Source organism: Arthrobacter glacialis (genome assembly GCF_002909445.1).
GTDB lineage: Bacteria > Actinomycetota > Actinomycetes > Actinomycetales > Micrococcaceae > Specibacter > Specibacter glacialis.
Genome location: NZ_PPXC01000008.1, coordinates 164,801 through 191,162 on the forward strand (window position 1 = coordinate 164,801; position 26,362 = coordinate 191,162).

17 protein-coding genes are annotated in these 26,362 nt (G+C 62.9%); 7 read left to right on the plus strand and 10 right to left on the minus strand.

The genetic code is table 11. The annotated features are described in order from the left end of the window. Positions 1–172 precede the first annotated feature (172 nt). A complete protein-coding gene (gene sepH, locus CVS27_RS12125; RefSeq protein ID WP_103465987.1) occupies positions 173–1,441 on the plus strand; it encodes a septation protein SepH in 1,269 nt (422 codons plus the stop codon). Between the two features lie 93 nt (positions 1,442–1,534). Here sepH and CVS27_RS12130 read toward each other — a convergent pair whose 3' ends face one another. The 3 genes from CVS27_RS12130 to CVS27_RS12140 form a co-directional block, all read right to left on the minus strand. Further along, positions 1,535–2,773 (minus strand): alkaline phosphatase family protein, encoded by a 1,239-nt coding sequence (locus tag CVS27_RS12130; RefSeq protein WP_243400158.1) that lies wholly within the window; start codon positions 2,771–2,773, stop codon positions 1,535–1,537. A gap of 4 nt (positions 2,774–2,777) precedes the next feature. Beyond that, positions 2,778–3,467 carry a DUF5998 family protein gene (locus CVS27_RS12135; protein WP_103465989.1) on the minus strand — a complete coding sequence of 230 codons (690 nt, stop codon included), beginning with the start codon at positions 3,465–3,467 and terminating at the stop codon, positions 2,778–2,780. A 77-nt stretch (positions 3,468–3,544) separates the two neighbouring features. Beyond that, positions 3,545–6,220 carry a bifunctional acetate--CoA ligase family protein/GNAT family N-acetyltransferase gene (locus CVS27_RS12140; RefSeq protein ID WP_103465990.1) on the minus strand — a complete coding sequence of 892 codons (2,676 nt, stop codon included), beginning with the start codon at positions 6,218–6,220 and terminating at the stop codon, positions 3,545–3,547. Between the two features lie 85 nt (positions 6,221–6,305). Between CVS27_RS12140 and CVS27_RS12145 the strand changes: the two genes are divergently transcribed. The 3 genes from CVS27_RS12145 (at position 6,306) to CVS27_RS12155 (ending at position 11,422) form a co-directional block, all read left to right on the plus strand. After that, positions 6,306–8,951, plus strand: coding sequence for a DNA gyrase/topoisomerase IV subunit A (locus CVS27_RS12145; RefSeq protein WP_103465991.1), 2,646 nt, complete (start codon positions 6,306–6,308; stop codon positions 8,949–8,951). Positions 8,952–9,011: 60 nt separating this feature from the next. After that, positions 9,012–9,530, plus strand: a complete 519-nt coding sequence (locus tag CVS27_RS12150; protein WP_103465992.1) for a methyltransferase type 12 — start codon at positions 9,012–9,014, stop codon at positions 9,528–9,530. A gap of 122 nt (positions 9,531–9,652) precedes the next feature. Beyond that, complete coding sequence (locus CVS27_RS12155) at positions 9,653–11,422, plus strand: LamG-like jellyroll fold domain-containing protein (protein ID WP_103465993.1); 1,770 nt, start codon at positions 9,653–9,655, stop codon at positions 11,420–11,422. An 18-nt stretch (positions 11,423–11,440) separates the two neighbouring features. On the opposite strand, the gene cydC is transcribed toward CVS27_RS12155, so the two are convergent. From cydC to CVS27_RS12170, 3 genes are all read right to left on the minus strand, one after another. Further along, positions 11,441–14,878, minus strand: coding sequence for a thiol reductant ABC exporter subunit CydC (gene cydC, locus CVS27_RS12160; RefSeq protein ID WP_103465994.1), 3,438 nt, complete (start codon positions 14,876–14,878; stop codon positions 11,441–11,443). A 1-nt stretch (position 14,879) separates the two neighbouring features. Next, positions 14,880–15,941, minus strand: a complete 1,062-nt coding sequence (gene cydB, locus CVS27_RS12165) for a cytochrome d ubiquinol oxidase subunit II (protein ID WP_103465995.1) — start codon at positions 15,939–15,941, stop codon at positions 14,880–14,882. A gap of 63 nt (positions 15,942–16,004) precedes the next feature. Continuing rightward, a complete protein-coding gene (locus CVS27_RS12170; protein ID WP_103466035.1) occupies positions 16,005–17,594 on the minus strand; it encodes a cytochrome ubiquinol oxidase subunit I in 1,590 nt (529 codons plus the stop codon). Between the two features lie 167 nt (positions 17,595–17,761). Between CVS27_RS12170 and CVS27_RS12175 the strand changes: the two genes are divergently transcribed. Together CVS27_RS12175 and CVS27_RS12180 are read left to right on the plus strand one after the other, a co-directional pair. After that, on the plus strand, positions 17,762–18,139 hold the full coding sequence (locus CVS27_RS12175) for a BlaI/MecI/CopY family transcriptional regulator (protein ID WP_103465996.1): 378 nt from the start codon (positions 17,762–17,764) through the stop codon (positions 18,137–18,139). A 66-nt stretch (positions 18,140–18,205) separates the two neighbouring features. After that, a complete protein-coding gene (locus CVS27_RS12180; RefSeq protein WP_103465997.1) occupies positions 18,206–19,159 on the plus strand; it encodes a M56 family metallopeptidase in 954 nt (317 codons plus the stop codon). A gap of 12 nt (positions 19,160–19,171) precedes the next feature. On the opposite strand, the gene CVS27_RS12185 is transcribed toward CVS27_RS12180, so the two are convergent. Continuing rightward, positions 19,172–21,292: a DNA gyrase/topoisomerase IV subunit B gene (locus tag CVS27_RS12185; protein WP_103465998.1), complete on the minus strand. Its 2,121-nt coding sequence runs from the start codon at positions 21,290–21,292 to the stop codon at positions 19,172–19,174. A 213-nt stretch (positions 21,293–21,505) separates the two neighbouring features. On the opposite strand from CVS27_RS12185, the gene CVS27_RS12190 reads away from it, so the two are divergent. Then, positions 21,506–21,730: a DUF7455 domain-containing protein gene (locus CVS27_RS12190; RefSeq protein WP_103465999.1), complete on the plus strand. Its 225-nt coding sequence runs from the start codon at positions 21,506–21,508 to the stop codon at positions 21,728–21,730. A gap of 226 nt (positions 21,731–21,956) precedes the next feature. Here the strand turns inward: CVS27_RS12190 and CVS27_RS12195 are convergent, their stop codons facing one another. The 3 genes from CVS27_RS12195 to CVS27_RS12205 form a co-directional block, all read right to left on the minus strand. Beyond that, positions 21,957–23,225 carry an RNA polymerase sigma factor gene (locus tag CVS27_RS12195; RefSeq protein WP_370739511.1) on the minus strand — a complete coding sequence of 423 codons (1,269 nt, stop codon included), beginning with the start codon at positions 23,223–23,225 and terminating at the stop codon, positions 21,957–21,959. Between the two features lie 381 nt (positions 23,226–23,606). Beyond that, positions 23,607–24,884, minus strand: a complete 1,278-nt coding sequence (locus CVS27_RS12200) for a DUF4192 domain-containing protein (protein WP_103466000.1) — start codon at positions 24,882–24,884, stop codon at positions 23,607–23,609. Positions 24,885–25,001: 117 nt separating this feature from the next. Beyond that, positions 25,002–26,357: an MFS transporter gene (locus CVS27_RS12205; protein WP_103466001.1), complete on the minus strand. Its 1,356-nt coding sequence runs from the start codon at positions 26,355–26,357 to the stop codon at positions 25,002–25,004. Positions 26,358–26,362: the final 5 nt, after the last annotated feature.

Consider the following 26,362-nt stretch of genomic DNA (forward strand, 5'->3'; position numbering starts at 1 on the left):
CTTAAGATGGGACGTAACCCCCGGAGCGCTCCCACCCGCTTCCTGCCGCCTGACCAGTGCGAAAATGGCGCTTTTTCCAAGCCATCTCGCGCCACGCCAAGCTAGGTAGTAGGAATTGCACCCGTTCGGTGGCAAAGTTTCGAGGGGAAACTAGAAGATTTGGGAGAACGGCATGGCTGATTTGCGGCTGGTGGGTGTCCACGACGACGGCGAACACCTGTTGCTCAGTGGTCCCGATGGAGAAAACTACTTACTCCCCCTCGATGAGGCGTTGCGTGCGGCTGCGGCCAAGTCCGCCATTCGCAGCTCCCGGGTGCAGCAAAGCACCACCCGGATGACCCCGCGGGAGATTCAATCACTGATCCGTGGCGGGGCAACAGCAGCCTCCGTGGCGGAACAGTCCTCCCTGTCTCTGGATCAGGTGCGCCGCTACGAGGGACCGGTTCTGGCTGAGCGCGAGCACATTGCCAACCAGGCCCGAAAGGTCGAGGTTGCTGCACCAACACCCCACAACGACGGCTACCGCTCGGCCTTTGGCGAAAGCCCCACGGCCTTGGAAGAAATGGTCATGCACCGCCTGGGCGCCTTCGGCATCGACGCGAAATCACTTCGCTGGGATGCTTGGCGTGACAGCGCCGGCGCCTGGACCATCAGCGCTGACTTTGAGCCAGGGACGCAGTGGGCAGCCAGCAGCATCGGCGAGCCGCCCCCGGCGCTGTGGCGTTTCCACCCAGGCCGCAAGGCCCTGCACAACGCCAACCGTTGGGCACAGCAGCTCAGCGAACTGGAACCCATGGACAGTCCGGTCCCTGAGCGCCGCCTGACCGCCGTGCTGGATGCGCCCTTTGATGTTGAGGCCGACGCCGAACCTGACGTTGACGATGCCGCTGGCGTTCCCGACGTGGCTGAGACCGAGGAGTACCCGGGCCATGGCTTCCTGGAGATTCTCCGGTCCCGGCGCGGTGTCCGCTTGGGCATCGATGAAACCGGCGACGACGAGCTGGCAGCGATGCTGGGCACGCACGTCCCTGGCGCCCATCCGCGCGACGAGGCCTTGTACGCCCCGGCCACCGAAGCTGAAGAAATTAAGGCCGTCCCGGACGCACCCAAACCCAGTGCCAAGGACAGGCTGCGCGCCATGCCGCTGTTGTCGCTGGCACCCAGTCTTGACGCTGAGCACCACCACGAGATGGACAGTGTTGCCGAAGTCAGCACCGAAACCCGTGAAATAGTCCTGTCCGGTGAGCCTGGCACCCCGTGGCGCCCCGCACCGGTTGAGGCGCCAGCGGTTGAAGCCGAATCCGGAATTCAGGAAACCGCAGACAGCGGTCCCAGCGACAGCGAAGTTGCTGCGCGTCTGGAACGAAAAGCTGCTGCCAAGCCCAAGCGCTCCAGCGTCCCCAGCTGGGACGAGATCGTGTTTGGCACCAAGGGCGACTAGCGCATTCAACAACTGGTCCGCAGTAGTGGTCGAAAAAACGCGATTTCGCGGTGTTTTTCGACCACTACTGCGGGTCAGTTGCTTAAAGGGCTGCTAGCGGCGCTTGCCTTTGCCTGTTTTGGCAGTTTTCGCTGTGACGGGGATGCGCAGCAGGGGAACCTCACGCTCGGACTTGGTGATGGAGCCGTGCTGGCCCACCACGTCCATGGCCTGGGCACGAACGCGGCGCAGATCGTAAAACGCAATGGATTCGCGGGCCAGAATCAGCACATCACCAATCCGGGCTGCCACGGAGTCGTCCACGGCACCAAAGTAGCCCGCGGCAATGGCCTGCTCCCGGCTCACCACCCACGCCTTCTTGCCGAAGTGCTCCACCCAGGCGGCCATCAGCTGATCCCGGAAATCGGCGGTGGCCTCCGGCTCCAGATACAGGTGCACCATGCGCGGCTCACCAGCTGTGTGGCGCACGCCGTCCACCAGTTCGGGGATCACTGAGAAGTCAATCCGGGCGGAGCGCGGCACATCGACCATGCCGTGGTCGGCCGTGAGCAGGATCAAGGTGTCTGCCGGGACGGTTGCCGCCAGACGCTTCATCCCGGCGTCGAGCTCCTCCAATTGGTGCTCCCACTGGGCGGAATCGGTGCCGTGGGCGTGCCCGGCCTTGTCCAGTTCGCTCCAGTACAGGTAAACCAGGGCCTTCGGTGTGGCCGCCAAGGCCGCAGCTGCCTCTTCAACCCGTGAATGGACGTTGCTGGCGCCAATGAACCTGCTGCCACGCAGCGCGGCCCGGGTCATGGGCGAACTGGCGAAGTGCGGCAGGCTCACAGTGGTGCATGGCACCTCGCCGGCGATCTGTTCAAAGACCGTGGGGAACGGCTGCCAGCGCAAAGGGTCAACGCCGGGGTCCCACTGGCCCAGCAGGTTGACCACCTTGTCCTGGCGCGGATCCAGCACGTCGTAGCCCACCATCCCATGCCGGCCGGGAACAGTGCCTGTGCCCAAGCTCGTCAATGAGGTGGCGGTGGTGCTGGGGAACGCTGCATGAAGGGTGCGGGGGTGCTCGCCGGAGGAATCCTGGGCCTGCACTCCACGCAGGAACGGCGCATGGCCCGAGCGTTGCTTGAGCAAAGCCTTGCCCAAGCCATCCACCAGCACAACGCAGATCCGCGGCGCAGCAGGCAGCCTCAGCACATTCTCAAAGGCGGCAACGCCCAGAGCCGCTGCGGCACTGGAGAAAACGTCGCCAATGGAGGCCCGTCCGTATGCGGGTGCGGCCGGCAGCTCGGGCTGGTTGAACCCCAGCAGCGTAACAGTGGGGCCCTGCTCCCCCACGGCGTTAGCGGCGGTAATGTGAGCGGCCCAGGCGTGTGCCGAAGGTGGGGAACTTGGAGGTCCCCAGCTCTGCATGGGTGGGGGTTGCCGTGCCGGTGTTGACGGCCCGCAACGCCCGGGCGAAAGCCTTGGCGTCTGCCACTGCCTGCAGGCCCTCCGCTTCGGCGCTGATGCGCAAGGCAATGTCCTCCTGCGCAATGGTGCCGGAGTAGCCGTGGTCGGAGTCGCAAGTGGGATCCCCGCACGTGGTTGGACCCATCTCCACACGCTGACCACCAGACCAGGCGATGGACAAGGTCAGTTCACGGGCCGGATCCGATGGCTTGTAATCCTGCGGCTGGGCGTAAATGTAGCTGAGCACAACAGAATTGATCTGGCTGGCAGGGACCGACTCGGTGGAAACCTGGGCCACCATCTGCTCGCCCGACTCATCGAGCTGGTGATCATCAACGTGCGTGATGACCAGCATCTCGGCGGTGAGCACCAGGACGGTGATGTGCCGGTGCACTTCCGTCCTGTCGAAGTGGGTTTCCAGATGCACCAGGTGGGCCAGGCTTTCCGCGCCATCCAGGGCATCATTGACCACATCGGCAACAAGTCGGGGATAAAACCCTGAGCGCTGGAGCGCGGATTCCAAATCGCGGCCCTTGGTATTGGCCGGGGCGCCGGCTCCGAAGCTGTTCATATGCTCCATTTTTGCACTTTGGAGCCAACGTTGCGAACTGGGCGCAACCTAACAGCACGGCGGCATGGGACCGCAGCAGGGAAGTCCTAGGAGATCATGGCCCGGCGTGCGCTGTCGGTGCGTTGTGCAGGGTTGCCAATGCGCAGTTCGGCGGACAGCACGCTCACGGTGCTGGGGCCCACCAGAATGGGTTTGAACTCCATCCAGGCAATCTCCGGGTGCTCCTCCTTGAGCATGGCAACGCGTGCCACCAAGTCCTCCAGGGCATTGACGTTGCCGGCAGGCAATCCCTCGTAACCGAAAAGTTTTACCGCCGCCCTGGGTGAGCGCACCAATTCAGCAGTGTCGGCCACCGACAGCGGGGGCACCCTGTGGGCCCAGTCATCCAAAAGGTTCACAGCATCCCCGGACAGGCCAAAGGACACCACAGGACCCAACAACGGGTCCTCAATGGCCCGCAGGGTGCATGACTGGCCCACCTCCGCCATGGCCTGCACCTCCAACTCCTTGCTGCCGTAGGGCTGGAGGTACTTGCGCATCTGGCCAATGTTGCGCCGCAAGGAGTCAGCATTTTCAATATTGATCCGCACCCCGCCAAGGTCAAGCCGGTGCCGCAGACTTGGGTCTAGTGTCTTGATGGCCACTGGCCAGCCCAGGCGTTCGGCCGCCGCAACAGCCTGGTCGTCGCTGCCAAAGGGCACGGACTCCAGCACGGTGATGCCGTAGTGACCCAGCAACTCCCTCACCTGTTCCGGCCCCAGAGTGGTGAGCTCTTCAGTGGTGACACCCTCCAGCCAGGTGTCCAGCAGGGCCGCGGCCGCTTCCGGATCCACTCCGGCGGGAACCTCAAAAACAGGTGCTTCCAGGATGAGCCAATGCGCATAGCGGCTCACGGCTGCCAATGCTGCAACGGCGGCCCCCGGACTCGAGTAGGCCGGCAGCGTCTTTGCCGCGGCCATTTGCCGATTGACCTGAATCCGGGGATCAACGATTCCGGTGAAGACTGCCAGCACCGGTTTGCCGGACGTAACGGAACACTCCTGCAGCGTGGCGGCAATGGTCTCCACCGGCAGGCCAATCACCGGCAAGAGTGTGACGATGGCCGAATCTGCCCCGGCCAGGCCCGCAAGGACGGCGCGTTTGAGCAGCGGGAGCGCCTTGGATTGGCCCACATCCAGCAGCAGTTTCGTCTGCACGGTGGCAACCTTGAGGCCTTGTTGCTCGGCAGCGTCGGCCACCACCGCCCCCAGGGCCGCGGAGTTTCCAATGATGGCCAGGCCCGGGCCCTGTGGCAGGGGCTGGCCAACCACCAATTGCGCCACATCGGAGAGCTCTTCGATGGTGTTCACGCGCACCACCCCGGATTGGCGCAGCATGGCATCCAGGGCACCGGCCGGCGCCTGGGTGACCCGCACCGCGTGGCCCGGTGGCAGCCGAAGTCCCATGGAGTCGGACTTGGCCACAATGACGGGTTTACTCCGGGCCAGGCGTCGCGAGATGCGGGCGAACTTGCGCGGATTGCCAATGGATTCCAGGTACAGCCCGCAGGCTGTGGTGTTGGCGTCATCTTCCCAAAATTGCATCATGTCATTACCTGACACATCGGCCCGGTTCCCCGCGGAGAGGACGGTGGAAAGGCCCACGTCGCGGCGGCTGAGCGAGGCAAACAGTGACACTCCCAAGGCAGCCGACTGGGTAAAAATGCCCAGTCCGCCCTTCACCGGCAAGGCTGGTGCCATGGAGGCGTTGAGGGAAACTGCGGGGTCTGTATTGGCCAATCCCAACGACGCCGGACCCACCAGCCGCATGCCGTTCGCCCGGGCTTGGCGCACCAAGGCGCGCTGCCGCGCCAACCCTTGTGCGCCGTCGTCGGCAAAACCTGCCGTGGCGATGACCAGGCCCTTCACCCCTGCCCGACCGCACTGTTCCACCACGGCCGGAACCTGATCATAGGGGACGGCGATGATGGCCAAGTCCACGGTTCCGGGCACCTCGGCAATGCTGGCGTACGGCATCATGCCGGAAACTTCCAGGGCCTCCTGATTGACGGCGTGCACGGCTCCGGTGAATTGGCCCTCCACCACGTGCTCCAGTAGCTGCTGGCCAATGCTCCCCCACGCCCGGCTGGCCCCAATGACGGCCACCGAGGCAGGCGCCACCAGGCCGGCCACGCTGCGGGCCTCCGCCCGGTGCTCACGGGATTCCATCACGGCACGGGATTTATCGGTGGGGTCGATGTCAAAGTGCAAGGAGATGACGCCGTCGTCAAAGTGCCGGTGAACCTCATACCCGGCCTCGGAGAAGACCTGGATCATTTTCCGGTTCTCTGGCAGAACTTCGGCGGAGAACTTGTCGATCCCGTTCTCCCGCGCGGCGGCGGCCAAGTGTTCCAATAAGATTGAACCAAGTCCACGGCCCTGGTGCGCATCGGAAACATTGAAGGCCACCTCGGCCTCGGTGGGATCGTTCAACCTGTCATAACGGCCAATACCAATAATTTCGGCACCGCGGGTAATGACAAATGCCACACGGTCCCGGTAATCCAGTTCGGTAAAGCGGCGCAATTCCTTGGCTGTGAGCTTCGATTTGTAGGTAAAGAAGCGCATATAGATGGAATTTTGGGACTGCGCCATGTGAAATGTCTGCACGGCGTCGGCGTCGGCGGGCGTCATGGGGCGCAAATGGCCTGTTGCGCCGTCGCGGAGCACAACATCAGCTTCCCAATGGGCCGGATATTCGGGCGCGAGCTCTAGCTTCACCATAGAATCACTGTACCGACATGATCCATTCATTTGCGTCTATGTCAGTCCGCAACACACTTAACAAAGAAAAGGGACCATCTTCATCATGGCCAAGCGCCAACGCCCCACCGACGGCACGCCAGCTGACGACTTCGTGGAAAACATTGTTGATATTGATGTTTCCACGGAGATGGAAGGCTCGTTCCTGGAGTACGCCTATTCGGTGATCTACTCCCGGGCACTACCGGACGCCCGTGACGGCCTCAAGCCTGTGCAGCGGCGCATCCTGTACATGATGAGCGAGATGGGCCTGCGCCCCGAAAAAGGCCACGTCAAAAGTGCCCGCGTGGTGGGCGAGGTCATGGGAAAGCTGCACCCCCACGGCGACTCGGCCATCTACGACACCATGGTGCGCATGGCCCAGGACTGGACCCTGCGCCTGCCGCTCATTGACGGCCACGGAAACTTTGGCTCGCTCGACGACGGCCCCGCCGCCCCCCGCTACACGGAGGCCCGCCTTGCTGCGGCCGCGTTGGAGCTGACGGGGAACCTGGATGAGAACGTTGTGGACTTTGTGCCCAACTACGACAACCAGATGATGCAGCCTTCGGTGCTGCCGGCCGCCTACCCCAACCTGCTGGTCAACGGCGCCAGCGGCATTGCCGTGGGCATGGCCACGAACATGGCTCCGCACAATCTGGGTGAGGTCATAGCGGCCGCCCAGTACTTGATTACCAACCCGCACGCCACGCTTGAGGACATCATGGCGTACGTGCCGGGCCCTGACCTGCCCTCCGGCGGGCGCATCGTGGGTCTGCAGGGCATCCGTGACGCCTATGCCAACGGCCGCGGCTCCTTCAAGACCCGCGCCAAGATGACAGTTGAACAGCTCACCCCACGCCGGGTGGGCCTGGTGGTCACCGAGCTGCCCTACCTGGTGGGCCCGGAGAAGGTCAGGGAAAAACTCAAGGACGCCCTCAACAACAACAAAATTGTGGGTATCGCCGACTTCATTGACCTCTCCGATCTAAAAAATGGTTTGCGCCTGGTCATTGAACTCAAGAACGGTTTCAACCCGGCAGCCGTCATGGAACAGCTGTACAGGTACACGCCGCTGGAGGAATCCTTCGGCATCAACAACGTCTGCCTGGTGGACGGCCAGCCCCAAACATTGGGCCTGCTGCCCCTGCTGCAGGTGTTCGTGACCCACCGCATTGACGTGGTTCGGCGCAGGACTGCGTTCAGGTTGGGCAAGAAGCAGGACCGCCTGCACTTGGTTGAGGGTTTGCTCATCGCCATTGTGGACATCGATGAGGTCATCCAGATCATCAGGAGCTCGGACGAGGTTGCCGCAGCCCGTGAGCGGCTCATGGCCATTTATGATCTGTCCGAGATCCAGGCCAACTACATCCTGGACCTGCAGCTGCGCCAGCTCACCCGCTTCTCGATGGTGAAGTTGGAAGCCGAGCGCGATGATTTGCGCCGCGAAATTGCTTCCCTGGAGGCGATTCTGGGCTCGGAGGAGCTGCTGCGTCAACTCGTCACGGATGAGCTGGGCGAGGTTGCCGGCAAATACGCCACCCCGCGCCGCACCGTGCTGCTGGAATCTGAAGCGCTGGCCCCCTCGGTGGCCAAGGCGCTTGCCGCTGGCCCCGCCGGCAAGGCTGCTCCCCTGGCCCTGGAAATCGCCGATGACCCCTGCTGGGTGCTGCTGAGCGCCACGGGCCAGATCGCCCGGACCAGCACGGCGGATCCGCTCGTGGAATCCGGTGGGCGGAGCAAGCACGACGTGTTCTCCTCGGTGCTGCAGACCAGCGCCCGGTCCGAGATTGGCGCACTGACGTCGCTGGGCCGCATGCTGCGCCTGCAGGTGGTGGACATGCCCGTGCTGCCACCCACCGCCGCACTGCCCAACTTGGCCGGAGGTGTGGCCGCCAAGGACTTCATCACCCTGACCAAGGGCGAAACGCTGGTGGGCTTTATGCCGCTGGATGCTGTCTTTGCCGTGGGCACCGCCGCCGGTGTGGTCAAGCGGGTCACCCCCGAGTACCCGCTGAACCGCGACGACTGGGAATATATTGCCCTCAAGCCCAAGGATTTTGTGGTGGGTGCAGGCGTTTCCACGGACGACGACGATCTTGTGTTCATCACCCAGGGCGCCCAATTGCTTCGGTACAGTGCCGCCAACGTTCGTCCGCAAGGGCGCACAGCCGGTGGCATGGCCGGCATCAAATTGGCTGCCGGGGACCAGGTGATCAGCTTCAACGTGGTCTCCCCCAACGATCCGGACGCTGTTGTGGTCACCATTTCCGGCGGACAGGACGCCCTGCCGGGTACCCCGCAGGGCTCCGCCAAGGTGACAGCGTTGAGCGAGTACCCGGCCAAGGGCAGGGCCACCGGCGGCGTTCGGGCGCACCGTTTCCTCAAGGGTGAAGACGCACTGCTCGCTGCGTGGGCCGGCCACGGACCCGCCAAGTCCTCCTCCAGTACGGGCGTTGCACGGGCCTTGCCGGTGGAGCACGGGCACCGTGATGGATCCGGTGTGGCACTGGGCGCCAGTATTGACCTGATTGGGCCCAGCTTGACGGGGTCCACGTCAGCTGAGGCTGGCACCGCTGCTACTGGACCCGGCTCAACAACCGGCGCTGCCGACGGGATGCCCAGCACGCACAGCGCGCCGCCGGCACCCACCGTGGATCCAGCACCCATTCCGGCCAGCACACAAGAGGCATTTGAGCTGCCCAGCGACTGACATGTCCCAATCCGCTGTCGTAAAACGCAACGTCGGGTCCTTGCGGCATAGACTCAAACCATGGCCATCATTGCTGACAATAAAGACTGGACGTGGATCCTCTCCAAGCCGTGCCCCGAGTGCGGATTCAATGCGCAGGAGGTCACACCGGCCTCCGTGGCAACCACAATTCCGGCTCTGCTGCCCCGCTGGCAGGCGGCCCTCAAGGGCCCCAACGTTGAGGAACGGCCCAATTCGGCCACCTGGTCCGTACTGGAATACAGTGCCCACGTCAGGGACGTGTTTGAAGTTTTCACCACCCGCCTGGAGCTCATGCTCAGCCAGGACAACCCCAGCTTTGCCAATTGGGACCAAGACCAGGCGGCGGTTGAGGGCGGCTACTCCCAGCTGGATCCCGATGAGGTGTCAGCAGACCTGGTGCAAAACGGCCTTGACGCTGCGTCCGCGTTTGGCGCCGTCCCGCTAGAGGCCTGGCAGCGGCGCGGCCTGCGCAGCAATGGTTCGGTCTTCACCGTGGTGACGCTCTCGGGCTATTTCCTCCACGACGTGATCCACCACCTTCACGACATCAACGCCTGAACCGTCTGGGGTTCTCGGTGTCCACGCGATGCTGAAACGCGCCAGGCCAGGCCGCGGGGATTTCGTCAGTCGTTTACGCCGCCGTGTCCACACGTTCAACAAGTCCCCGTACGGTCGCTGGCATGTCAACCACACTTTCACGCCGCTCCATTCTTGCCGGCGGGCTCGCTGGTGCCGGGGCTGCCGCGGCCGCACCCATGCTGCTGTCCCAGCCTGCACGCGCAGCCGCACCTGCGACCCCGGCGTCCGGCTCCGGGCGCGTGTTCACACTCGCCGTCATCCCGGACACCCAGTACTTGTTCGACGGCGAGTCGCTCCACCCCGAACCGCTCACCGAGACCATGAAGCACCTCGCCACCATCAAGGACCTCGCCTTCGTCGCCCACCTCGGCGAGGTGGTGCAGAACGGGCTCGCACAGGAGATCGCGGCCGCGAAGAAGCCCTTTGACACTCTCGCCAAGAAGAAGATCCCGTTCTCCGTGGTGGCAGGCAACCACGATCTTCCGAACTCAAATACGGACGACCAACGGGGTCCAACCCCGTTCCTGGACACCTTTGCACAGCTCACGTCCCGCCAGCGCATTGCCCGGGACGCCGGCGGATACAACTCCGCCTACACCTTTGACGGGGCAGGGACGCGGTTCCTGCTGCTGGCCCTGGACTGGCGCCTGTCTGCGGCCGGGATTGTCTGGGCTCGTTCCGTGCTCGAAGCGAATGCCCAGCTGCCCACCATCATCACCGTCCACGATGCCATCAGCGCAGACAGCGGAACGGGGGTTCTCAGCAGCCACGGCAAGCTCGTTTGGGACAACCTCATCAAGGACCACAAGCAGGTCTTCCTCAGCATAAACGGCCACTTCTGGCCCTCCGGGCGCCTGATCCAGAACAATGTGTCAGGTCAGCCGGTGGAACTCCACCTCGCGAACTACCAGCAGCTTTACTACGGCGGTGCGGCCGCGGTGCGGCTCTACCGCTTCGACCTTGACCGGGGCGTGGTGGATGTTTCCACCGAGGTGCCGCACATTGGAGCTGGCGGCCTCAACGAACTTGAGAGCGAGGAACTGCAGCTCACAGCCGAAACCGACCGCTTCTCCTTCGCCCTGCCACCGGCCCTGAAGCCGCATGTCCAGCGGGAGCCCCGTCCGGCCTCCGCGCTGGTCATCCCCGGCACTGAGGCCTACTGGCGGTTCGAGGGATCCGGGTCCCTGGCCACGGGCCGGCAGATCGACGACGCATCGGGCCGCGGGAACACGCTCGTCGTGGCCGGGCCATCAACGGTTCCGCTGGCCTTCGCCAAGGACTGCCACCCGGCACAGCCGGCCGGATCGTCGTTGGAGTTCTCCGGAACCAAGGACACCGGCGCCTACCTGCTCACGGTTGACACGGCCCCCATCAACAAGGCCGCATTTGAGAGCGGCTACACCTTCGAGGCGTTCTTCAAGTTTCCGGAGCCGTTCACCGGAGACTCTGCCTGGAGCGCCATCATCTCTCGCTGGATCTCTGCCAAGGCAGCCGGCCGGGTCAACGGTGAGGTCGAGGAACCCGCCGCAACACTGTCCATCAGCGGCGGGCCCGAGCTGCAGTGGTGCGTCTACCCGACCAACTTGGACCGCTCGGTGACGAACTGGGGACACGAACTCCGAACTTCCCGCTGGTGGCATGTGGCAGTCGTCAACGACGGCCGCCTCACCACCATGTACGTCGACGGATGCGCCGTGGTCCGCAATCCCTCCACCGTCAATAGAGGCCTGGCCGGGTCACAGTCCGGCGCCCCATGGGCCGTTGGCGCCTACTCGTGGGCGGGCCAGCTGGACAAGACCTGGATCGGGACAATCGGCGACATCCGCATCGTCTCGCGCGCGCTCGCCCCGCGCGAGTTCATGATCGGCTGATGTCTGACCGCCGGGGCACTAGGCACGCGCCGCCTGGGCCGCCGCCTCCCCCACACCCAGGCGCAGGTGGGTGTCGGCGCCTTGGGCAAGTTCGTCGTCGTGCGTCACCAGCACCACCGCGGCACCTGCCAAGGCATCCCGCAGCTCACGCACCAGCTCCCCGGCCTCGTCCTGGCCCAGGTGGGCGGTGGGTTCATCCAGGAGAACGACGTCGGCCCCGGCCACCAGCGTTCGGGCCACCGACACCCGGGTCCGCTGTCCGCCGGAGAGGTGATGCCCGCCAGGTCCCACACGCGTGTCAAGGCCCAGCGGTAACGATGCGAACCAGGGTCCCAGACCCACGGTGCTCAGCGCCTGGGACAGTTCGGCATCCGAGGGTGTGCTGGCGGCGGGCTTGGCCAGGGCAAGGTTGGCGCGCAAGGTGGAATTGAACAGGTAGGCGTCCTGCGGGCACCAGGCAATGCGCGCCAGGGTTGCAGCCGTTGCGGGGTCTCCATTGAGCGTGTAACGCCCGGCCTCCGGACGCAGGAAGCCCAAAAGCACGGCCAGCAGCGTTGACTTTCCGGAGCCCGACGGCCCGCTCACACTCCACCATTGGCCCCGCTGGACCCCGCCACTGACTTGGGCAAACACCGGCTCCTGCGCCTGCGGGTAGCGCGCAGCAATGGCTTCAACTGACACTGTGGTGACGCGGGCGGCTGCCGCTGAACTGGCTGCCGCCTGGATTTCCTCCGCCTCCGCAACCACTGTGGGCGGCACATCAAGCAGCGGCAGTGTCCTGCGCATCAGTGTGGCCAGGGCAGGCAGCGCCGAGACGGCCTCGATGAATTGAGAGAACGGCTCCGACAAGGCGAGCATGAGCAGGGCCGCCACGGCTGCGGCGCGCGGATCAACCCCGGCGCCAATGGCCGCAATGGTGACGGCCACGGCAGCCACGGCCGTCAACACCGACACAGCGCTTTGACCAAAGCCGTCGGCCCAGGCCAGCCGGCGCAAAGGTTTGGCCACCTGAGCATCCTCGGCCACGAAACGCGCGGTTTGGACGCCGCCAACACCATTGGCAGCGAGCTGATCAGCAGCAGCCAGCAAGGTGGTGACGCGCCCTGCCAGCCAAACCCGGTGGACCGCTGCCGCCGCAGAAGCCTTGCGCTGGGCCGCCAAAACCAGGACGGGCAGGACCACAAGGCTCAGAATACCCACCACGACCACCAGGCCCGCCACTTCCGGGACCAGCAAGTACACGGAGAGCAACACGGCACCGTAGGACAGGATGGCTGCCGGGATGGGCACCACTGCCCGGGGCACTGCGTCACGCAGTTCGTCCACATCCGCCACCAGGGTTCCCAAGGCACCCCCCGTTCGGGTCAGTTTGCCCCAATGAAGCACCGAGGACCCCAGTGAATCCCAGAGCTTGAGCCGGAGTTCGCTGGCCCAACGGAAGACGGCGTCGTGCACCAGAAGCCGTTCGCTGTACCGCAACACGGAGCGGCCAATGCCAAAGGTCCGCACTCCCACGATCAACGTCAACAAGTAGAGCATGGGAGGCCGCTCGGCCGCCCAGACAATCAGCCAACCGGAAATTCCTGACAGCGCTGCGGCGCAGAGCATTGCCAGCACGGCCACCAACACGCCGGCGGCAAAGCGCGGAGAACGCAGGGGAAGGTGCCGCAGATGGCGCCATTTGAGTGGCGGCAGCTCGTGAGGTTGCGATGCGGTGGATCCCCGCATGTCGGCGTCAACCTGGCCAGCTGGCTCCGCAGTGCCCAGCGGATCCACAAGGGCATTTCGGCCGTCGCTTGCAGCCGTGTCAATCCTCTGGATGCAGCCCAGCATGCCTGCCAGCAGCTGATCGTGGGTGGCCGCAACCACTGCCACGGAGCCCTCCAGCGCCGCGAGAGCCTGGCGCACGGCAGCAGCGGATGCACGATCAAGGTGTGCGGTTGGTTCATCAAAGAGTGCAAGCTCCACGCCGGGATCTGCACCAATGCGGGCCAGGGCTCGAGCCACAGCCACGCGACGAAGCTCGCCGGGGCTGCAATCCGCAACTGCTCGGTGGGCCAAATGGGCTGCGTTGACAGTCGCCAGTGCACTCATGAGTGCAGACTCATCCACCTCGATCGCCGCAGGCCCGCCAGCGTAGAGGGCAAGTTCGGCCAACACGGTGTCTTCGGTGAAGACGGGGTGTTGTGAGACAAAAACCAATGCTTCGGGGGCAGGCACATGCAGGGAACCGGTTGTCTCTGCCGCGCCGTCGCCCGAGCTGGGCAGGACACCTGCAAGGGCGGCCAAAACGGTCGACTTGCCCGTGCCGCTGGCTGTGCTGAGAACAAGTGCCTCACCGGGAGCCAGGGAAGCCGTGAAATCCTGCACGGCCGCGGCACTCCGGCCCGGATAGCGGACAGTGAGGTGGCGCGTCCACATCGCGGCGTTTTGAGGCTTGTCGTTGCTGGCAGCAGGAGCGGTCTGGCCAGCCTCCTCCAGCGCGGCGGCGGCGGGCGGATCCTGCAGCGCGTCGGATCCGTGCTCGAGAATTTCCGTGACGCGGCGCAGGGCTTCCACACCGTCCTCGCTGCCGTGGTGGGCAGCGCCCAGGTCACGCAGCGGGCGGTAGCATTCCGGCGCCAGCATCAACGCCAGTAGGCCTGCTTCCAGGGGCATGCCCCCGTAGACCAGCCGGACGCCGATGAACACGGCCACCACGGCCACCGAGATGGTGCTGATAAGTTCCAGGGCCATGGACGAGAGGAATGCCGTGCGCAAGGTGGCCATGGTTGATGTGCGGTATGCCTCGCAAACGTTGGCCAACGCTTTGCGTTGGGCCCTTGCCCGGCGCAGGCCAACGAGCACTGGCAGTCCGCGGGCAAGCTCCAGCAAATGGTTGGAGAGCCTGTCCAAACCGCTGGCAGCCAGCTCCACCCGCTCCTGGGTGTGGAAGCCAATCAGGATCATGAAGACCGGCACCAAGGGAACTGTCAGCACCACAATCAAGGCGCTGACCCAGTCGGAGATCAGTATCTGCACCCCAACCATCACTGGCAGGACGGCACAGGTGACAAGTGCCGGCAGGTAGGCGCTGAAGTAGTTGTCCAGGCCGTCCAAGCCACGGCTGGCCAGCATGCCCTCGGCACCCACGCTGCCGCCGCTCCGGCCTGCCCGGGGGCTCAACCTGTGGGCCACCAATTTCGCCCGCAGTTCTTCCTTGGTGCCCAGGGCGGCGCGGCGGGCCAGGATCTGCTGACCCCAGACGGATGCGCCCAAGAATCCCGCCCCCAAGCCACCTTGGACCAGCAGTTTTACTGTATCCAGTGGTGCTCCGGCGGCCCACTGCCCCAGTGCATGGGCCAAGGCGCCCATGAGGAGAACCAGGGCCACAGCCTTGATGGCTGCCAGACCGGCAAGTCCGGCCAGTGCCAGTCGGGTTGATTTTCCGGCAGGGAGTACGGGGCGGGGACTCATATTAGGCCTTACCGCCCATGGCTTCTACCTTTTCTTTGGCGCCAACAGCAGCGGCAAAGTCCACCGGTGCAGGCAGGCTGTCTACGCTGATGCGCTGGCGGAACACCCAATACGTCCACGCCTGGTAAGCGAGCACCAGAGGCACACCCACGGCTGCCACAATGGACATCAAGCCCAGGGTGTAGCTGGAGGATGACGCGTTTTCCACCGTCAAGTTCCACAACGGATCCAGGGTGGATGGCAGCACCACGGGGTAGACAGCGCTGAAGATGGCTGCCGCACCGCTCAAGAGGAATACCCCCATGGCCAGGAAGCTCCAGCCTTCGCGGTCTGACCGGTTGGCCAGCCAGGATGTCACGGCGGCAACCACGGCAACCGCAATGAGAATCCAGCTGAACCACTTGCCGTGCTGCAGGGCAACCAGAATGGCCCAGAGCGCCAGGGGCAACAGGCCCACAGGCATCCAACGCCCCACCAGACGGCGGGCACGGTGGCGGATGTCGCCGTCGGTCTTCAAGGCAACGAACGCGGCTGCATGAATCAAGGCAAAGCCAACCACGGCCAGGCCACCCAGCACTGCGTACCAGCTGAACCATGCAAAGGGGCCGCCCACCCTGTCGCCATTGGCGTTCAGCGGCAGTCCCGTGGTGGTCAGCGCCAGCATGGCACCAATGCCGAAGGCGGCAACAAGGGAGCCCAGGGCGATGGCCCAGTCCCAGACTTTGCGCCAGGTGTCAGAATGCACCTTGCCACGGTATTCAAAGGCCACGGCACGGAAAATCAACGCCAGCAGCACAAAGACCAGGGGAAGGTAGAGGGCGGAGAAGAGCGATGCATACCAGAACGGGAACGCCGCAAAGGTGGCGCCGCCGGCCGTCAGCAGCCACACTTCGTTGCCATCCCACACAGGTCCCACGGTGTTCAGCAGCACCCGGCGTTCCTTCTCGTCGCGGGCGAAAGTCTTCATGAGCATGCCAACGCCCAAGTCGAATCCTTCAAGGAAGAGGTAGCCGACCCAGAGCACGGCAATCAGTATGAACCATAAAGTAGGCAGAAAATCCATCATTAGTCCTTCGGCTCCAGCAGCTCGAGGTGGGCAATCTCATGGTCATGTGGGTGGGGCACGTTAGTAGGCAAACGCAAGGACATCGTCGTCTCCCTCCCCTCCGGGGCTGGTGCCGCCGTCGTCCTTCCTGGGCTGGGTCTGATCCAGCTCCGGCATGGCGGAGACCACCCCGCCCCGGACGTACTTGGTCAGCAGCTTCACTTCCACCACCAACAACACCGCATAAACGGATGTCAGGGCCACCAGGGAGAAGATCATCTCCCCTGCGGACACGCCGGGCGAAACGGCCGAGGCCGTGAACATGAAGACTTGGTCAATGCCGCTCATGGCAGGGTTGGGGGCCACCACAAAGGGTTGGCGGCCCATTTCGGTGAAGATCCAGCCTGCCGCGTTGGCACCAAAGGGTGCCAGGATGCCTATCAGGGCCAGGCGCATGAGGCCCTTGGAGCGCGGTACGGTGCCCTTGCGGGTGAGCCACAGCGCCACGCCGGCGGCCATCGCGGCCAGCCCGCCGAAGCCGATCATCATCCGGAAGCCCCAGTAGGTGACAGCCATGATGGGCACGTAGTTGATTTCCTGCCCCGCCCGTGAACCGTACATGGGGTCATCGGAGAGGTGGGTGCCGAAGCGTTCCTGATACTCGGGCACCAGGGTGTTCACTCCCCTGACCTCCGTGGTGAAGTCGCCGCTCGCCAGGAAGGAGAGCAGTCCGGGGATTTCCATGACTGCGACGACGTCGGAACAGTCCCGGCTGCCGACGTCGCCAATGGAGAGGATGGAGAAGCCGGTACCGTCGTGGCAGGCGGCCTCGGCAGCTGCCATTTTCATGGGCTGCTGTTCAAACATCAGCTTTGCTTGAACGTCACCGGAAATGGTTGTTCCGGCGAAGGCGATCATGGCAACCACTGCACCAATGCGCAGCGACTTGATCCAGACCGCGTGGTCCTTCTTGTCGCGGCCCGGGATGGTGGCCGACTCCCCCACAATGACCTTGCCTGTGGCGTCAACGGTGTCGATGCCGTCCTTGCGCCGGCGCCACAGCTGGTACCAGGCGATGCCCAGCAGAAAGCCGCCGGCTACTGCCAGTGCACCTGTGATGGTGTGGAAGAACGCCACGATGGCTGTGTTGTTGGTGAAGACCGCCCAGGCATCCACCATTTGGGGGCGCCCGTTGATCATTTCAACGCCCACGGGGTGCTGCATCCAGGAGTTGGCCACCAGGATGAAGTACGCCGAGACAATGGAACCGGCCACCGCAATCCACAAACAGGCGAGGTGCACCTTGGCGGGCAACTTCTTCCAGCCAAAAATCCACAGACCCAGGAAGGTTGATTCCACAAAGAAGGCCAGCAGGGCTTCCATGGCCAGCGGGGCACCGAAGACGTCGCCCACAAAGCGGCTGTATTCGCTCCAGGCCATGCCGAATTGGAACTCTTGAACAATGCCTGTGGCCACACCCATGATGAAGTTGATCAGGAACAGCTTGCCCCAGAACTTGGTCATGCGCAGATATTCTTCTTTGCCGGTTTGGTGCCAGCGCGTCTGTAAAATCGCCACCAGCGTGCCAAGCCCGATGGTGAGCGGCACCATCAAGAAGTGATAGACCGTCACAATCCCAAATTGCCACCGGGCTATGTCCAGAGCGTCCACTAACTTCCCCTCATCCGTGAAATTGCAGAACCACATCTAATTTCTACAACATGTAGAACTACTAGTTCTACCCTGTGTAGAACTTTGCTGTCAAAACCTGTAGAGTTGTGACGTGGCTAGATGTTTTTTGTGCCACACCATTGGGACGATGTGACTTAAGGAAGTAAATGGCAACACTTGGAGACCTCGAAAGGGCCGTCATGGACCTCTTGTGGGAGCATCAGGAAGCCATCACGGCCAACATCCTGCGTGACCTTCTCTCACAGCGCCCCTCAGGGGATGACGGAGCAACGGAATCCCGTCCCTTGGCAGTGACAACTGTCTTAACAGTTCTGTCCCGGTTGGAGAAAAAGGGCCTGGTGGAGCGCGAACGTGCCTCACGTCCGCACCGCTACCGCGCCGTGACCAGCAGGGCTGATCACACCGCCGAGCTGATGCTTGAAGTTTTGGGTTCAGCCACTGACCGTGAAGCTGTTTTGGCACGCTTCATTGGAACCGTCAGCGACGGCGAAGCCGAAACTCTGCGCAAGCTCTTGGGCCGCTAGTAACCGCTCTCACAAGAGTGGTTACTAGCGTTTTAACCACCGCGCAGACACTGTAGGTTATTAAGCATGTACTGGACCTCTTGGTTCCTTGCCGCCTTGGCTGTGGTCTTGGCCTGGCCGGTTCCCGTTTTCCTGGCCCGCGCAACCTGGCCCGCGCGCGCGCCTTTTGCTGCCATGGTGCTGTGGCAGTCCATTGCCCTTGCCGGTGGCTTGTCCATGATCGGCGCCATGCTCTGTTACGGTCTGGTCCCCTTGGGCGACAACCTTGCCAGCGGCCTGCGGGGTTTGGTCCGGATCTTTCTGGGCACGGAATCACTGGACACCTTGGGCCTGATCCACGCCTTTGCCCTGAGCGCAGCGGCATTGCTTTCGGCACATTTGGTCTTCACGTTGTGGCTGACATACTTCCGCATCCAACAGCAACGCCGCCGGCACCGGGACTTGCTGAACATCCTCAGCTCACCCTCAAACGACCGCCCCGGCACAGTGGTCATCAACCATCAGGCGCCCGTTGCCTACTGTCTTCCCGGCGGGTCACGCTCGGTCACCGTCCTCTCCGACGGCCTCCTTGAGCTGCTCTCCCCCGAGGAACTGCGAGCCGTGCTGTTGCACGAACAAACGCATCTGACCCAGCACCACCACCTGCTGCTCTGGGCCTTCGCCGCGTGGCGCTCCGCACTGCCATGGCTGCCCACCTCCAAGCTTGCCCAGCGGGCCGTCTCGTCGCTGATAGAAATTATGGCCGACGACGTGGCCTTGCGTTCGGTGAGCAAGTCCACCTTGGTCACCGCCATCGCCTTGGTGGCCAGTGGTTCAGCACAGCTTCCGGCCGCGGCCCTGGTGCAGGACAGTTCAGCCCAGATTGACACTCCCGCCACCACCTCGGCCCGCCTCAGCAGGCTGCTGACTCCCGCGCCGAGTCTGGGCGCGGGCCTGCAGGCCCTCATCATTGTGGGCGCGCTGTTGTTGCTGGCCGTCCCTACAGCCTTGCTGGTGGTGCCGGGGATCCTGCCGCAGTAGGCGCCCCAGCGGCTACGCGTCGATGCGGCCCTGGTCCAGGTACTCACTGCCGGCCACGATGAATTCCTTGCGGGGTGCCACTTCCGAGCCCATGAGCAGTTCAAAGGTGTGCTCAGCCCTGTCGGCATCGGCACTGGTGACACGGCGCAGCATTCTGTGCCGCGGATCCATGGTGGTTTCAGCCAGCTGTTCGGCATCCATTTCGCCCAAGCCCTTGTAGCGCTGGATCGGGATCTTGTACTTCTTGTTGGTCTTCTCCAGCTTGGCCAGAACCGTGTGCAGTTCCTTCTCCGAGTAAGTGTAAATCATCTCGTTGGCCTTGGCGCCGGCGTTGATGACCTCCACCCGGTGCAGCGGAGGAACGGCCGCATAGACGTTTCCGGCGTCGATCATGGGGCGCATATAGCGGAAGAACAGGGTCAGCAGAAGCGTGCGGATGTGGGCGCCGTCCACGTCGGCGTCCGTCATCAAAATGACCTTGCCATAGCGGGCAGCCGAGACGTCAAAGCTCCTGCCCGAACCGGCACCGACCACCTGGATCAGTGCCGCACATTCGGCGTTGGCCAGCATGTCCCCCACTGATGCTTTTTGGACGTTCAGGATCTTGCCGCGGATGGGCAGCAACGCCTGAAAGTCCGAGGAGCGGGCAAGTTTTGCCGTGCCCAGCGCGCTGTCACCTTCAACAATGAAAAGTTCCGTCTTGGCAACATCATTGCTGCGGCAATCGGCCAGCTTGGTGGGCAGGGACGAGGACTCCAGCGCGGTCTTGCGACGCTGGGTTTCCTTGTGCACCCGGGCGGAGATGCGTGACTTCATCTCCGAAACAACCTTTTCCAGCAACGTGGCGGCCTGGATCTTTTCCCCGCGTGCGGTGGAGTTGAGCTTTTCCTTCAACTCATTTTCAACCACACGTGCCACAATGTTCTTCACTGCCGGGGTGCCCAAGATTTCCTTGGTTTGCCCCTCAAATTGCGGCTCAGCCAAACGTACTGTCAAAACAGCCGTAAGCCCGGCCATGACATCGTCCTTCTCAACTTTGTCATTGCCGGCCTTGAGCTTGCGGGCATTGGTCTCAATGACCTTGCGGAAGGTTTTCAGCAGTGCCTGCTCAAAGCCTTCCTGGTGCCGGCCGCCCTTGGGCGTGGCAATGATATTGACGAAACTGCGCATGGTGGTGTCATAGCCGACACCCCAGCGCAGGGCAATGTCCACCTCGCAGTCGCGCTCCACGGCGGTACTTTCCAACCGGCCCTCGGCGTTAAGCACCGGGACTGTTTCGGTAAAGGTGCCGTGGCCCTGCAGGCGCCAAATGTCTGTGACACCTCCACCCACGGCGAGGAAATCCACAAACTCGGAGATTCCGCCGTCGTGGTGGAAAACTTCCTCATGCGTGGCAAATTCTCCGGGCGTTCCCGGAACCCGGCGCTCATCAACAACCCTGAGGCGCAGCCCCGGCACCAGGAAGGATGTTTGGCGGGCACGGGAAACCAATTCCTCGTAGGAGAACCTGGCGTCCTTGGTGAAGATTTGGGGGTCGGCCCAATACCTGATGCGGGTCCCTGTCACACCACGCTTGGTGGTGCCCACAATATCCAGCCCAGACTTTTCCACGAAGGGCTCAAAAGGAACATCGGGACTGAGCGACTTGCCAACATCCTTGAAGTGTCCCGGCTCGCCGCGGCGGAAACTCATTTGATAGGTCTTCCCGCCTCGGTCAACCTGGGCGTCCATGCGCGCCGACAGGGCGTTGACCACACTGGCACCCACACCGTGCAGGCCACCGGACGCCGCATAGGAGCTGCCGCCGAACTTGCCACCGGCGTGCAGTTTGGTCAGAACCACTTCAACGCCGCTGAGCCCAGTTTTTGGTTCCACATCCACGGGGATGCCACGGCCGTCGTCGTGCACCTCCACCGAGCTGTCCTTGTGCAGAATGACGGTAATGTGCTGACCATAGCCGGCCAGGGCCTCGTCCACCGAGTTGTCAATGATTTCCCACAGGCAGTGCATCAAACCCCGTGAGTCCGTGGATCCAATGTACATTCCGGGGCGCTTGCGCACTGCTTCCAATCCCTCCAGGACGGAGAGATGGCGGGCGCTGTAATCGGAACTTTGGCGTGCCACTGTGGACATACTCCTTTGGGGACTGCGAGGGACTGCGGAAAGGCGGCAAAATGCCTGATGCGCAAAAAAGCGCTTGTTCAAGTTTAACTGCTTCCGGGCACTCCCGCTGGCAGGCTGGCCGCCCAGTGGGGGCTACGCGGTTAGCGAAAGTGGAACCATCCAAGGATGGATCCGCTCCGAATAATGGTTATATAGGTATCAAGATCTATGAAGGAGGCCATCATGACTACCACCGCCATCGCCAGCCACGAGCTGAGCACCCTTGACCGCTGCGACCGTTGCGGCGCACAGGCATATGTACGCGTAGTGTTGGAGTCCTCCGGCGGCGAGCTGCTCTTCTGCGGCCACCACGCCCGCGCGGTTGAAGCCACGTTGAAGCCGTTGTCATCCCAGTGGCACGACGAGACCGGCCGCCTGCACGAAAAGGCACCTGTCGCGGACGACTAAGACTCGATCAATGCTTGCAAGATAAGGAAAGGCCCCGGACATTGTTCGGGGCCTTTCCTTATCTGCCCTTAAACAACTGACCCGCAGAAAACGGCGAAAATAAGCGTTTTTGACGCGATTTTCGGCGTTTTCTGCGGGTCAGTTGCAGCACCGCGCATATTTGGGGCCCCGCCGACCAGGTTCCCGAAAAATCGCGCCGGCGATTTTCCGGGCCGGTCGGTGGGGATTAGTCCAGGTAGTCGCGCAGAACCTGTGAACGCGAGGGGTGGCGCAGCTTGGACATCGTCTTGGATTCGATCTGGCGGATACGCTCACGCGTAACGCCGTAGACCTTGCCGATTTCGTCTAAAGTCTTCGGCTGGCCATCGGTCAAACCAAAGCGCATGGCAACCACGCCTGCTTCACGCTCTGACAAGGTGTCCAGAACGGAGTGCAGCTGTTCCTGCAACAAGGTGAAGGAGACGGCGTCAGCGGGGACCACGGCTTCGGAGTCTTCAATCAAGTCACCGAACTCGGAGTCTCCGTCTTCACCCAGGGGGGTGTGCAGGGAGATGGGTTCGCGGCCGTACTTCTGAACCTCAACAACCTTTTCCGGGGTCATGTCCAATTCCTTGGCCAATTCTTCCGGTGTTGGTTCGCGGCCCAAGTCCTGCAGCATCTGGCGCTGAACGCGTGCCAGCTTGTTGATGACCTCAACCATGTGTACGGGGATGCGAATGGTGCGCGCCTGGTCAGCCATGGCACGGGTGATGGCCTGGCGGATCCACCAAGTTGCGTAGGTGGAGAACTTGAAGCCCTTGGTGTAGTCGAACTTCTCCACTGCACGGATCAGGCCCAAGTTGCCTTCCTGGATGAGGTCCAGGAAAAGCATGCCGCGGCCGGTGTAGCGCTTTGCCAGCGAAACAACCAGACGAAGGTTGGCCTCCAGCAGGTGGTTCTTGGCGCGCTTGCCGTCGTGCACGATGCGAACCAGGTCGCGTCGGAGCTGGTCGTCCATGGCCTCGGGGTCAGCAGCGAGCTTCTCGGTGGCGAAAAGGCCGGCCTCAATGCGCAGGGCAAGGTCGACTTCCTGCTCAGCGTTGAGCAGGGCAACCTTACCGATCTGCTTCAGGTAGTCCTTAACGGGGTCGGCGGTGGCACCTGCCGACATGACCTGCTGGACGGGGGCGTCATCGTCATCAGAGTCCGAGTAAACGAATCCTGTTCCGGTGGCGACGGGGCGCTCCGGGGCGGCGTCGTCGTTCTCTTCATCCTCGGGCACAACAGCCTCAGCCGATGACTCTTCTTCGTCTTTGGCTTTGCCGCGACGCGTGGCAGCTTTTTTGGGGGCAGCCTTCGCTGCGGCGGGGGCCTCTTCGCCAGCGGCTATGGCAGCCTTCTTGGCGGCGATCGTGGCAGCCCGCTTCTCTGCTGGAGTCAGCGGCACGGTCGCTGAGGATGCGGGGTCCTCGATCTCCTTGATTGTGGAGACTTTGCTCTTGGCAGTAGCAGACACAGAAAACCTTTCTTACGGCGGTCTGTGGAGTTACCTTGGGGCAACACCACTATGACCCTGTCAAGTCCATGTTGCTTATCGCACCACGTTTGCTTGGAGGGTCACAAGGTATAACTCCTTGCAACGCGGGGTTGTTCCCACCGCCCCGGAAAAGATCTCCCGGGCCAAATTGTCCAAACATTGGTAGTACGTCAACACGAACCCAACCGGGTCTCGGCTTATAGTCTCTCATGTTTTACCCGCTGCCCCATGCCGTACGCAGCCGTTTTGGGCATGGATCTGTGCAACAAATCTCATAGTGGCAAGAATTGTTGTCCGAAAGCGGGAGCCTTCCCCACGACGGCCCGCCCACGGCACGCCCGCAATGGGGCAGGTGAAGGATTACGCCGCTGCCTCGCGAGCTTCGCCTCCGTCCTCATAGCCGGGCCAGGCTGTCTGGGGGTTCTTGGCATACTCGGCGATGTAGCCAACGGAAAGAAGCTGGTCCAACATGCTGGCCAATTTGTATCCAGGCTGCTGCGCCTCACAAGCGGCAAAGTAACCCCCGGCCCACGTTCCGCGCCCCTTGCACCATTGAATCCACCCCAGGACGCACAGCACCGGCGCCTTATCAGCCCCTTCAGTGCTGGCCGCAAGGAACTTCATGAGCGGTTCGGCGCCGTCCAACCTGGGCCAGTTCGGCGCAACGTTGCCGTCGCCTGCACCCTGACAATCGGCACCACCCATCAGGATGTTGCCAAAATCCCGACCCGCGGCGTGAAGGAGATCCGCAGGGACATGGTCCATGGTGACTTGCTGGTCGGCTGCCTGATTGCCCCCGTACCAATTGGCCGGGACCATCAATGGGCCGGCATCTGCATGCAGGAGTCCATTGGCGGCAGCCCCCGCCAACGCGTACTCGCAGGAGGTGGCCAGCGCCACCATGAGCGTGTCCCGCACCGAGACGTCCTGCAAGCTTGCCAGCAGGTAGGCGCTCAGGTGCTGGTCCGGAGTCACCGGCCAGAGGCACAAGCTGTGCTCCCATGCGCCCAAGGTGACAGCGAGCTGGCGCGCCGCCAGTCCGGAGCGGGCCAGGACTCCCTGGTACTTCTCACCGGCGGTTTGAACGGCTTGGGCGAAGTCGGTGTCATGGACGGCGATTTGGGCAGCGATCTGCTCCCTGGGACTTTCACGGACCATACTGCCCCGGAAAATGAACTCGGCATTGACAAAGCTCTCCCTGATGGACGCGTTGTCTTTTCCAGGCCACGGGCAGCACAGTCCGTCGCCGCACTCAAGGCTGCGCCAATGCTCAGTTCCCACATACCATCCATCACGAACTGGCAGGCCAACTTTGTCAAAAGCCTTGCGAAGTTGCCGATACACCCGTGCTTGCGGGCATTGCGCAGGATCCAGCCAATCCTCGCGACCAAAAATGGCTATGAGGCATCCGTTGGCTTCGTGATCGCAGGCCATTTGACTGGCGGCAAGCTTGGCAAAATGGGCGGCTTCTGCGGAATCATTCGGGGGCAGATCCAGCCGCATGGTGGCCCGAAGCAGTTTGCCGTTCATGCCGATGCACACAATGCTGTCTCGCGGCCAGTACCCCATTATGTGGGGAATGAAGGCCAGGAGGTCCTCACCGGCGCTGACCCTGATCTTGTCTACTTGTTTTCTCATGTCTCAAGGGTGCTGCCCGCCAGGACGGGGAACCAGAGCAATTTCGCGAAAATGCCAAATCTGTGGACAACGCAGCCGCCGATCCGCATGAAACACCGGGAAAACTTGCGGGACGGCTTATTTGCGGTCCTCGCGGCGGGTCTTTTCCTCGTGCTTGTACTGCTGGCGCCTGCGCTTGTTGTCCGCAAGTACATCGCGCCATGGCGGAATGCTTTCGCCTTGAGCAGCCATGGAGCGCCTGACCCTGCGGCGGATGATAATCACCGCCGCAATGCCTGCGCCAAACACCAAAAATTGGAAGGACAAGGCCACCCGGAAAGCGTCCAGTGAGTACAGGTCACCGGGAGTTCCGCTGGATGAGTTGATGAGGTCAAGGATCAGGCCAATGGCGAACATGGTCACCAGTGCCGCCACGAATCCGCCCACGTTGACGATTCCTGTGGCCGTGCCCATGCGGTGTGAGGGGTTGAACGTGCGGGCGAAGTCAAAGCCGATCATGGACGCCGGACCACCCAGGGCCAGAACCAGTACGAGCACCACCAGCAGCCACAGTGGGGAGGGCCCGGGCTGCAGGATCACTGCCAACCACGCTGCGGCGGAAACAAATGTCACCGCCAGCACCATGCTGGAGCGGCGCAGCGGGTGCTTCCCCACCCAACTTCCCAGCAACGGCCCGCAGATGATGCCCACCACCACAAACAAGCTGAGCAAGATGCTGGCTGTGCCCGTTTCCAGGCCTTGGGCCGAGACCAGGAACGGATACCCCCAAGTGAGGACAAACACTGTGCCGGAGAATTGGGTGGCAAAGTGACTCCACATGCCCAAGCGCGTCCCGGGCTGCCGCCAGGCGGTGCCTAACTCGGCCGCAGTCTCCCGCATTCCCTTGCTGGTTTTTTGCGCCAGCGTCCCCGCCGGTGCGTTGCGCAACAGCGCGGCTGAGAGCACGCAGGCGAGTACTCCCAGGGCCGCCAATGACACAAACGCATGGCTCCAACCGCCTGCGTGCAGCACAAAGGCGAAGGGCACAAGGCTGATCAGCTGGCCAAATTGGCCCAGCTGTCCGGTGAGTTGGGTCAGGACTGGCACTTGGCGGGAGGGGAACCACAGCGGGATGAGCCGGATCACGGCAATGAAGGTCATGGCGTCCCCGGCACCCACAAAGATCCTGCCCAGAACTCCGGCGGGAACCGACTCCGCCATGGCAAGCTGCAGCTGACCCACTGCCATCAGGGCGGCGCCCGTTGCGATCATGACCCTCGGGCCGAATCTGTCCACCAGCACACCAACCGGGATTTGCAGCCCGGCGTAAACCACCAGCTGAACCACGGTGAAGGCGGAAAGCGCGGAGGCAGTGGCACCAAAACGCTCGGTGGCTACAAGCCCGGCAACCCCAAAGGAGGTCCGTTGGGTGATGGCGACAACATAGGCAAAAATGCCAACTCCCCAGACGAGCCAGGCACGTTTACTATTCACGTCAC

What these genes read in the sequence shown, in the direction of transcription:
- CVS27_RS12155 (WP_103465993.1), top strand. Translation starts at nt 9,653, where the DNA reads ATGTCAACCACACTTTCACGCCGCTCCATTCTTGCCGGCGGGCTCGCT.
- CVS27_RS12190 (WP_103465999.1), top strand. Translation starts at nt 21,506, where the DNA reads ATGACTACCACCGCCATCGCCAGCCACGAGCTGAGCACCCTTGACCGC.
- CVS27_RS12200 (WP_103466000.1), bottom strand. Translation starts at nt 24,884, where the DNA reads ATGAGAAAACAAGTAGACAAGATCAGGGTCAGCGCCGGTGAGGACCTC.
- cydB (WP_103465995.1), bottom strand. Translation starts at nt 15,941, where the DNA reads ATGGATTTTCTGCCTACTTTATGGTTCATACTGATTGCCGTGCTCTGG.
- CVS27_RS12150 (WP_103465992.1), top strand. Translation starts at nt 9,012, where the DNA reads ATGGCCATCATTGCTGACAATAAAGACTGGACGTGGATCCTCTCCAAG.
- CVS27_RS12140 (WP_103465990.1), bottom strand. Translation starts at nt 6,220, where the DNA reads ATGGTGAAGCTAGAGCTCGCGCCCGAATATCCGGCCCATTGGGAAGCT.
- CVS27_RS12185 (WP_103465998.1), bottom strand. Translation starts at nt 21,292, where the DNA reads ATGTCCACAGTGGCACGCCAAAGTTCCGATTACAGCGCCCGCCATCTC.
- CVS27_RS12145 (WP_103465991.1), top strand. Translation starts at nt 6,306, where the DNA reads ATGGCCAAGCGCCAACGCCCCACCGACGGCACGCCAGCTGACGACTTC.
- CVS27_RS12175 (WP_103465996.1), top strand. Translation starts at nt 17,762, where the DNA reads ATGGCAACACTTGGAGACCTCGAAAGGGCCGTCATGGACCTCTTGTGG.
- sepH (WP_103465987.1), top strand. Translation starts at nt 173, where the DNA reads ATGGCTGATTTGCGGCTGGTGGGTGTCCACGACGACGGCGAACACCTG.
- CVS27_RS12135 (WP_103465989.1), bottom strand. Translation starts at nt 3,467, where the DNA reads ATGGAGCATATGAACAGCTTCGGAGCCGGCGCCCCGGCCAATACCAAG.
- CVS27_RS12180 (WP_103465997.1), top strand. Translation starts at nt 18,206, where the DNA reads ATGTACTGGACCTCTTGGTTCCTTGCCGCCTTGGCTGTGGTCTTGGCC.
- cydC (WP_103465994.1), bottom strand. Translation starts at nt 14,878, where the DNA reads ATGAGTCCCCGCCCCGTACTCCCTGCCGGAAAATCAACCCGACTGGCA.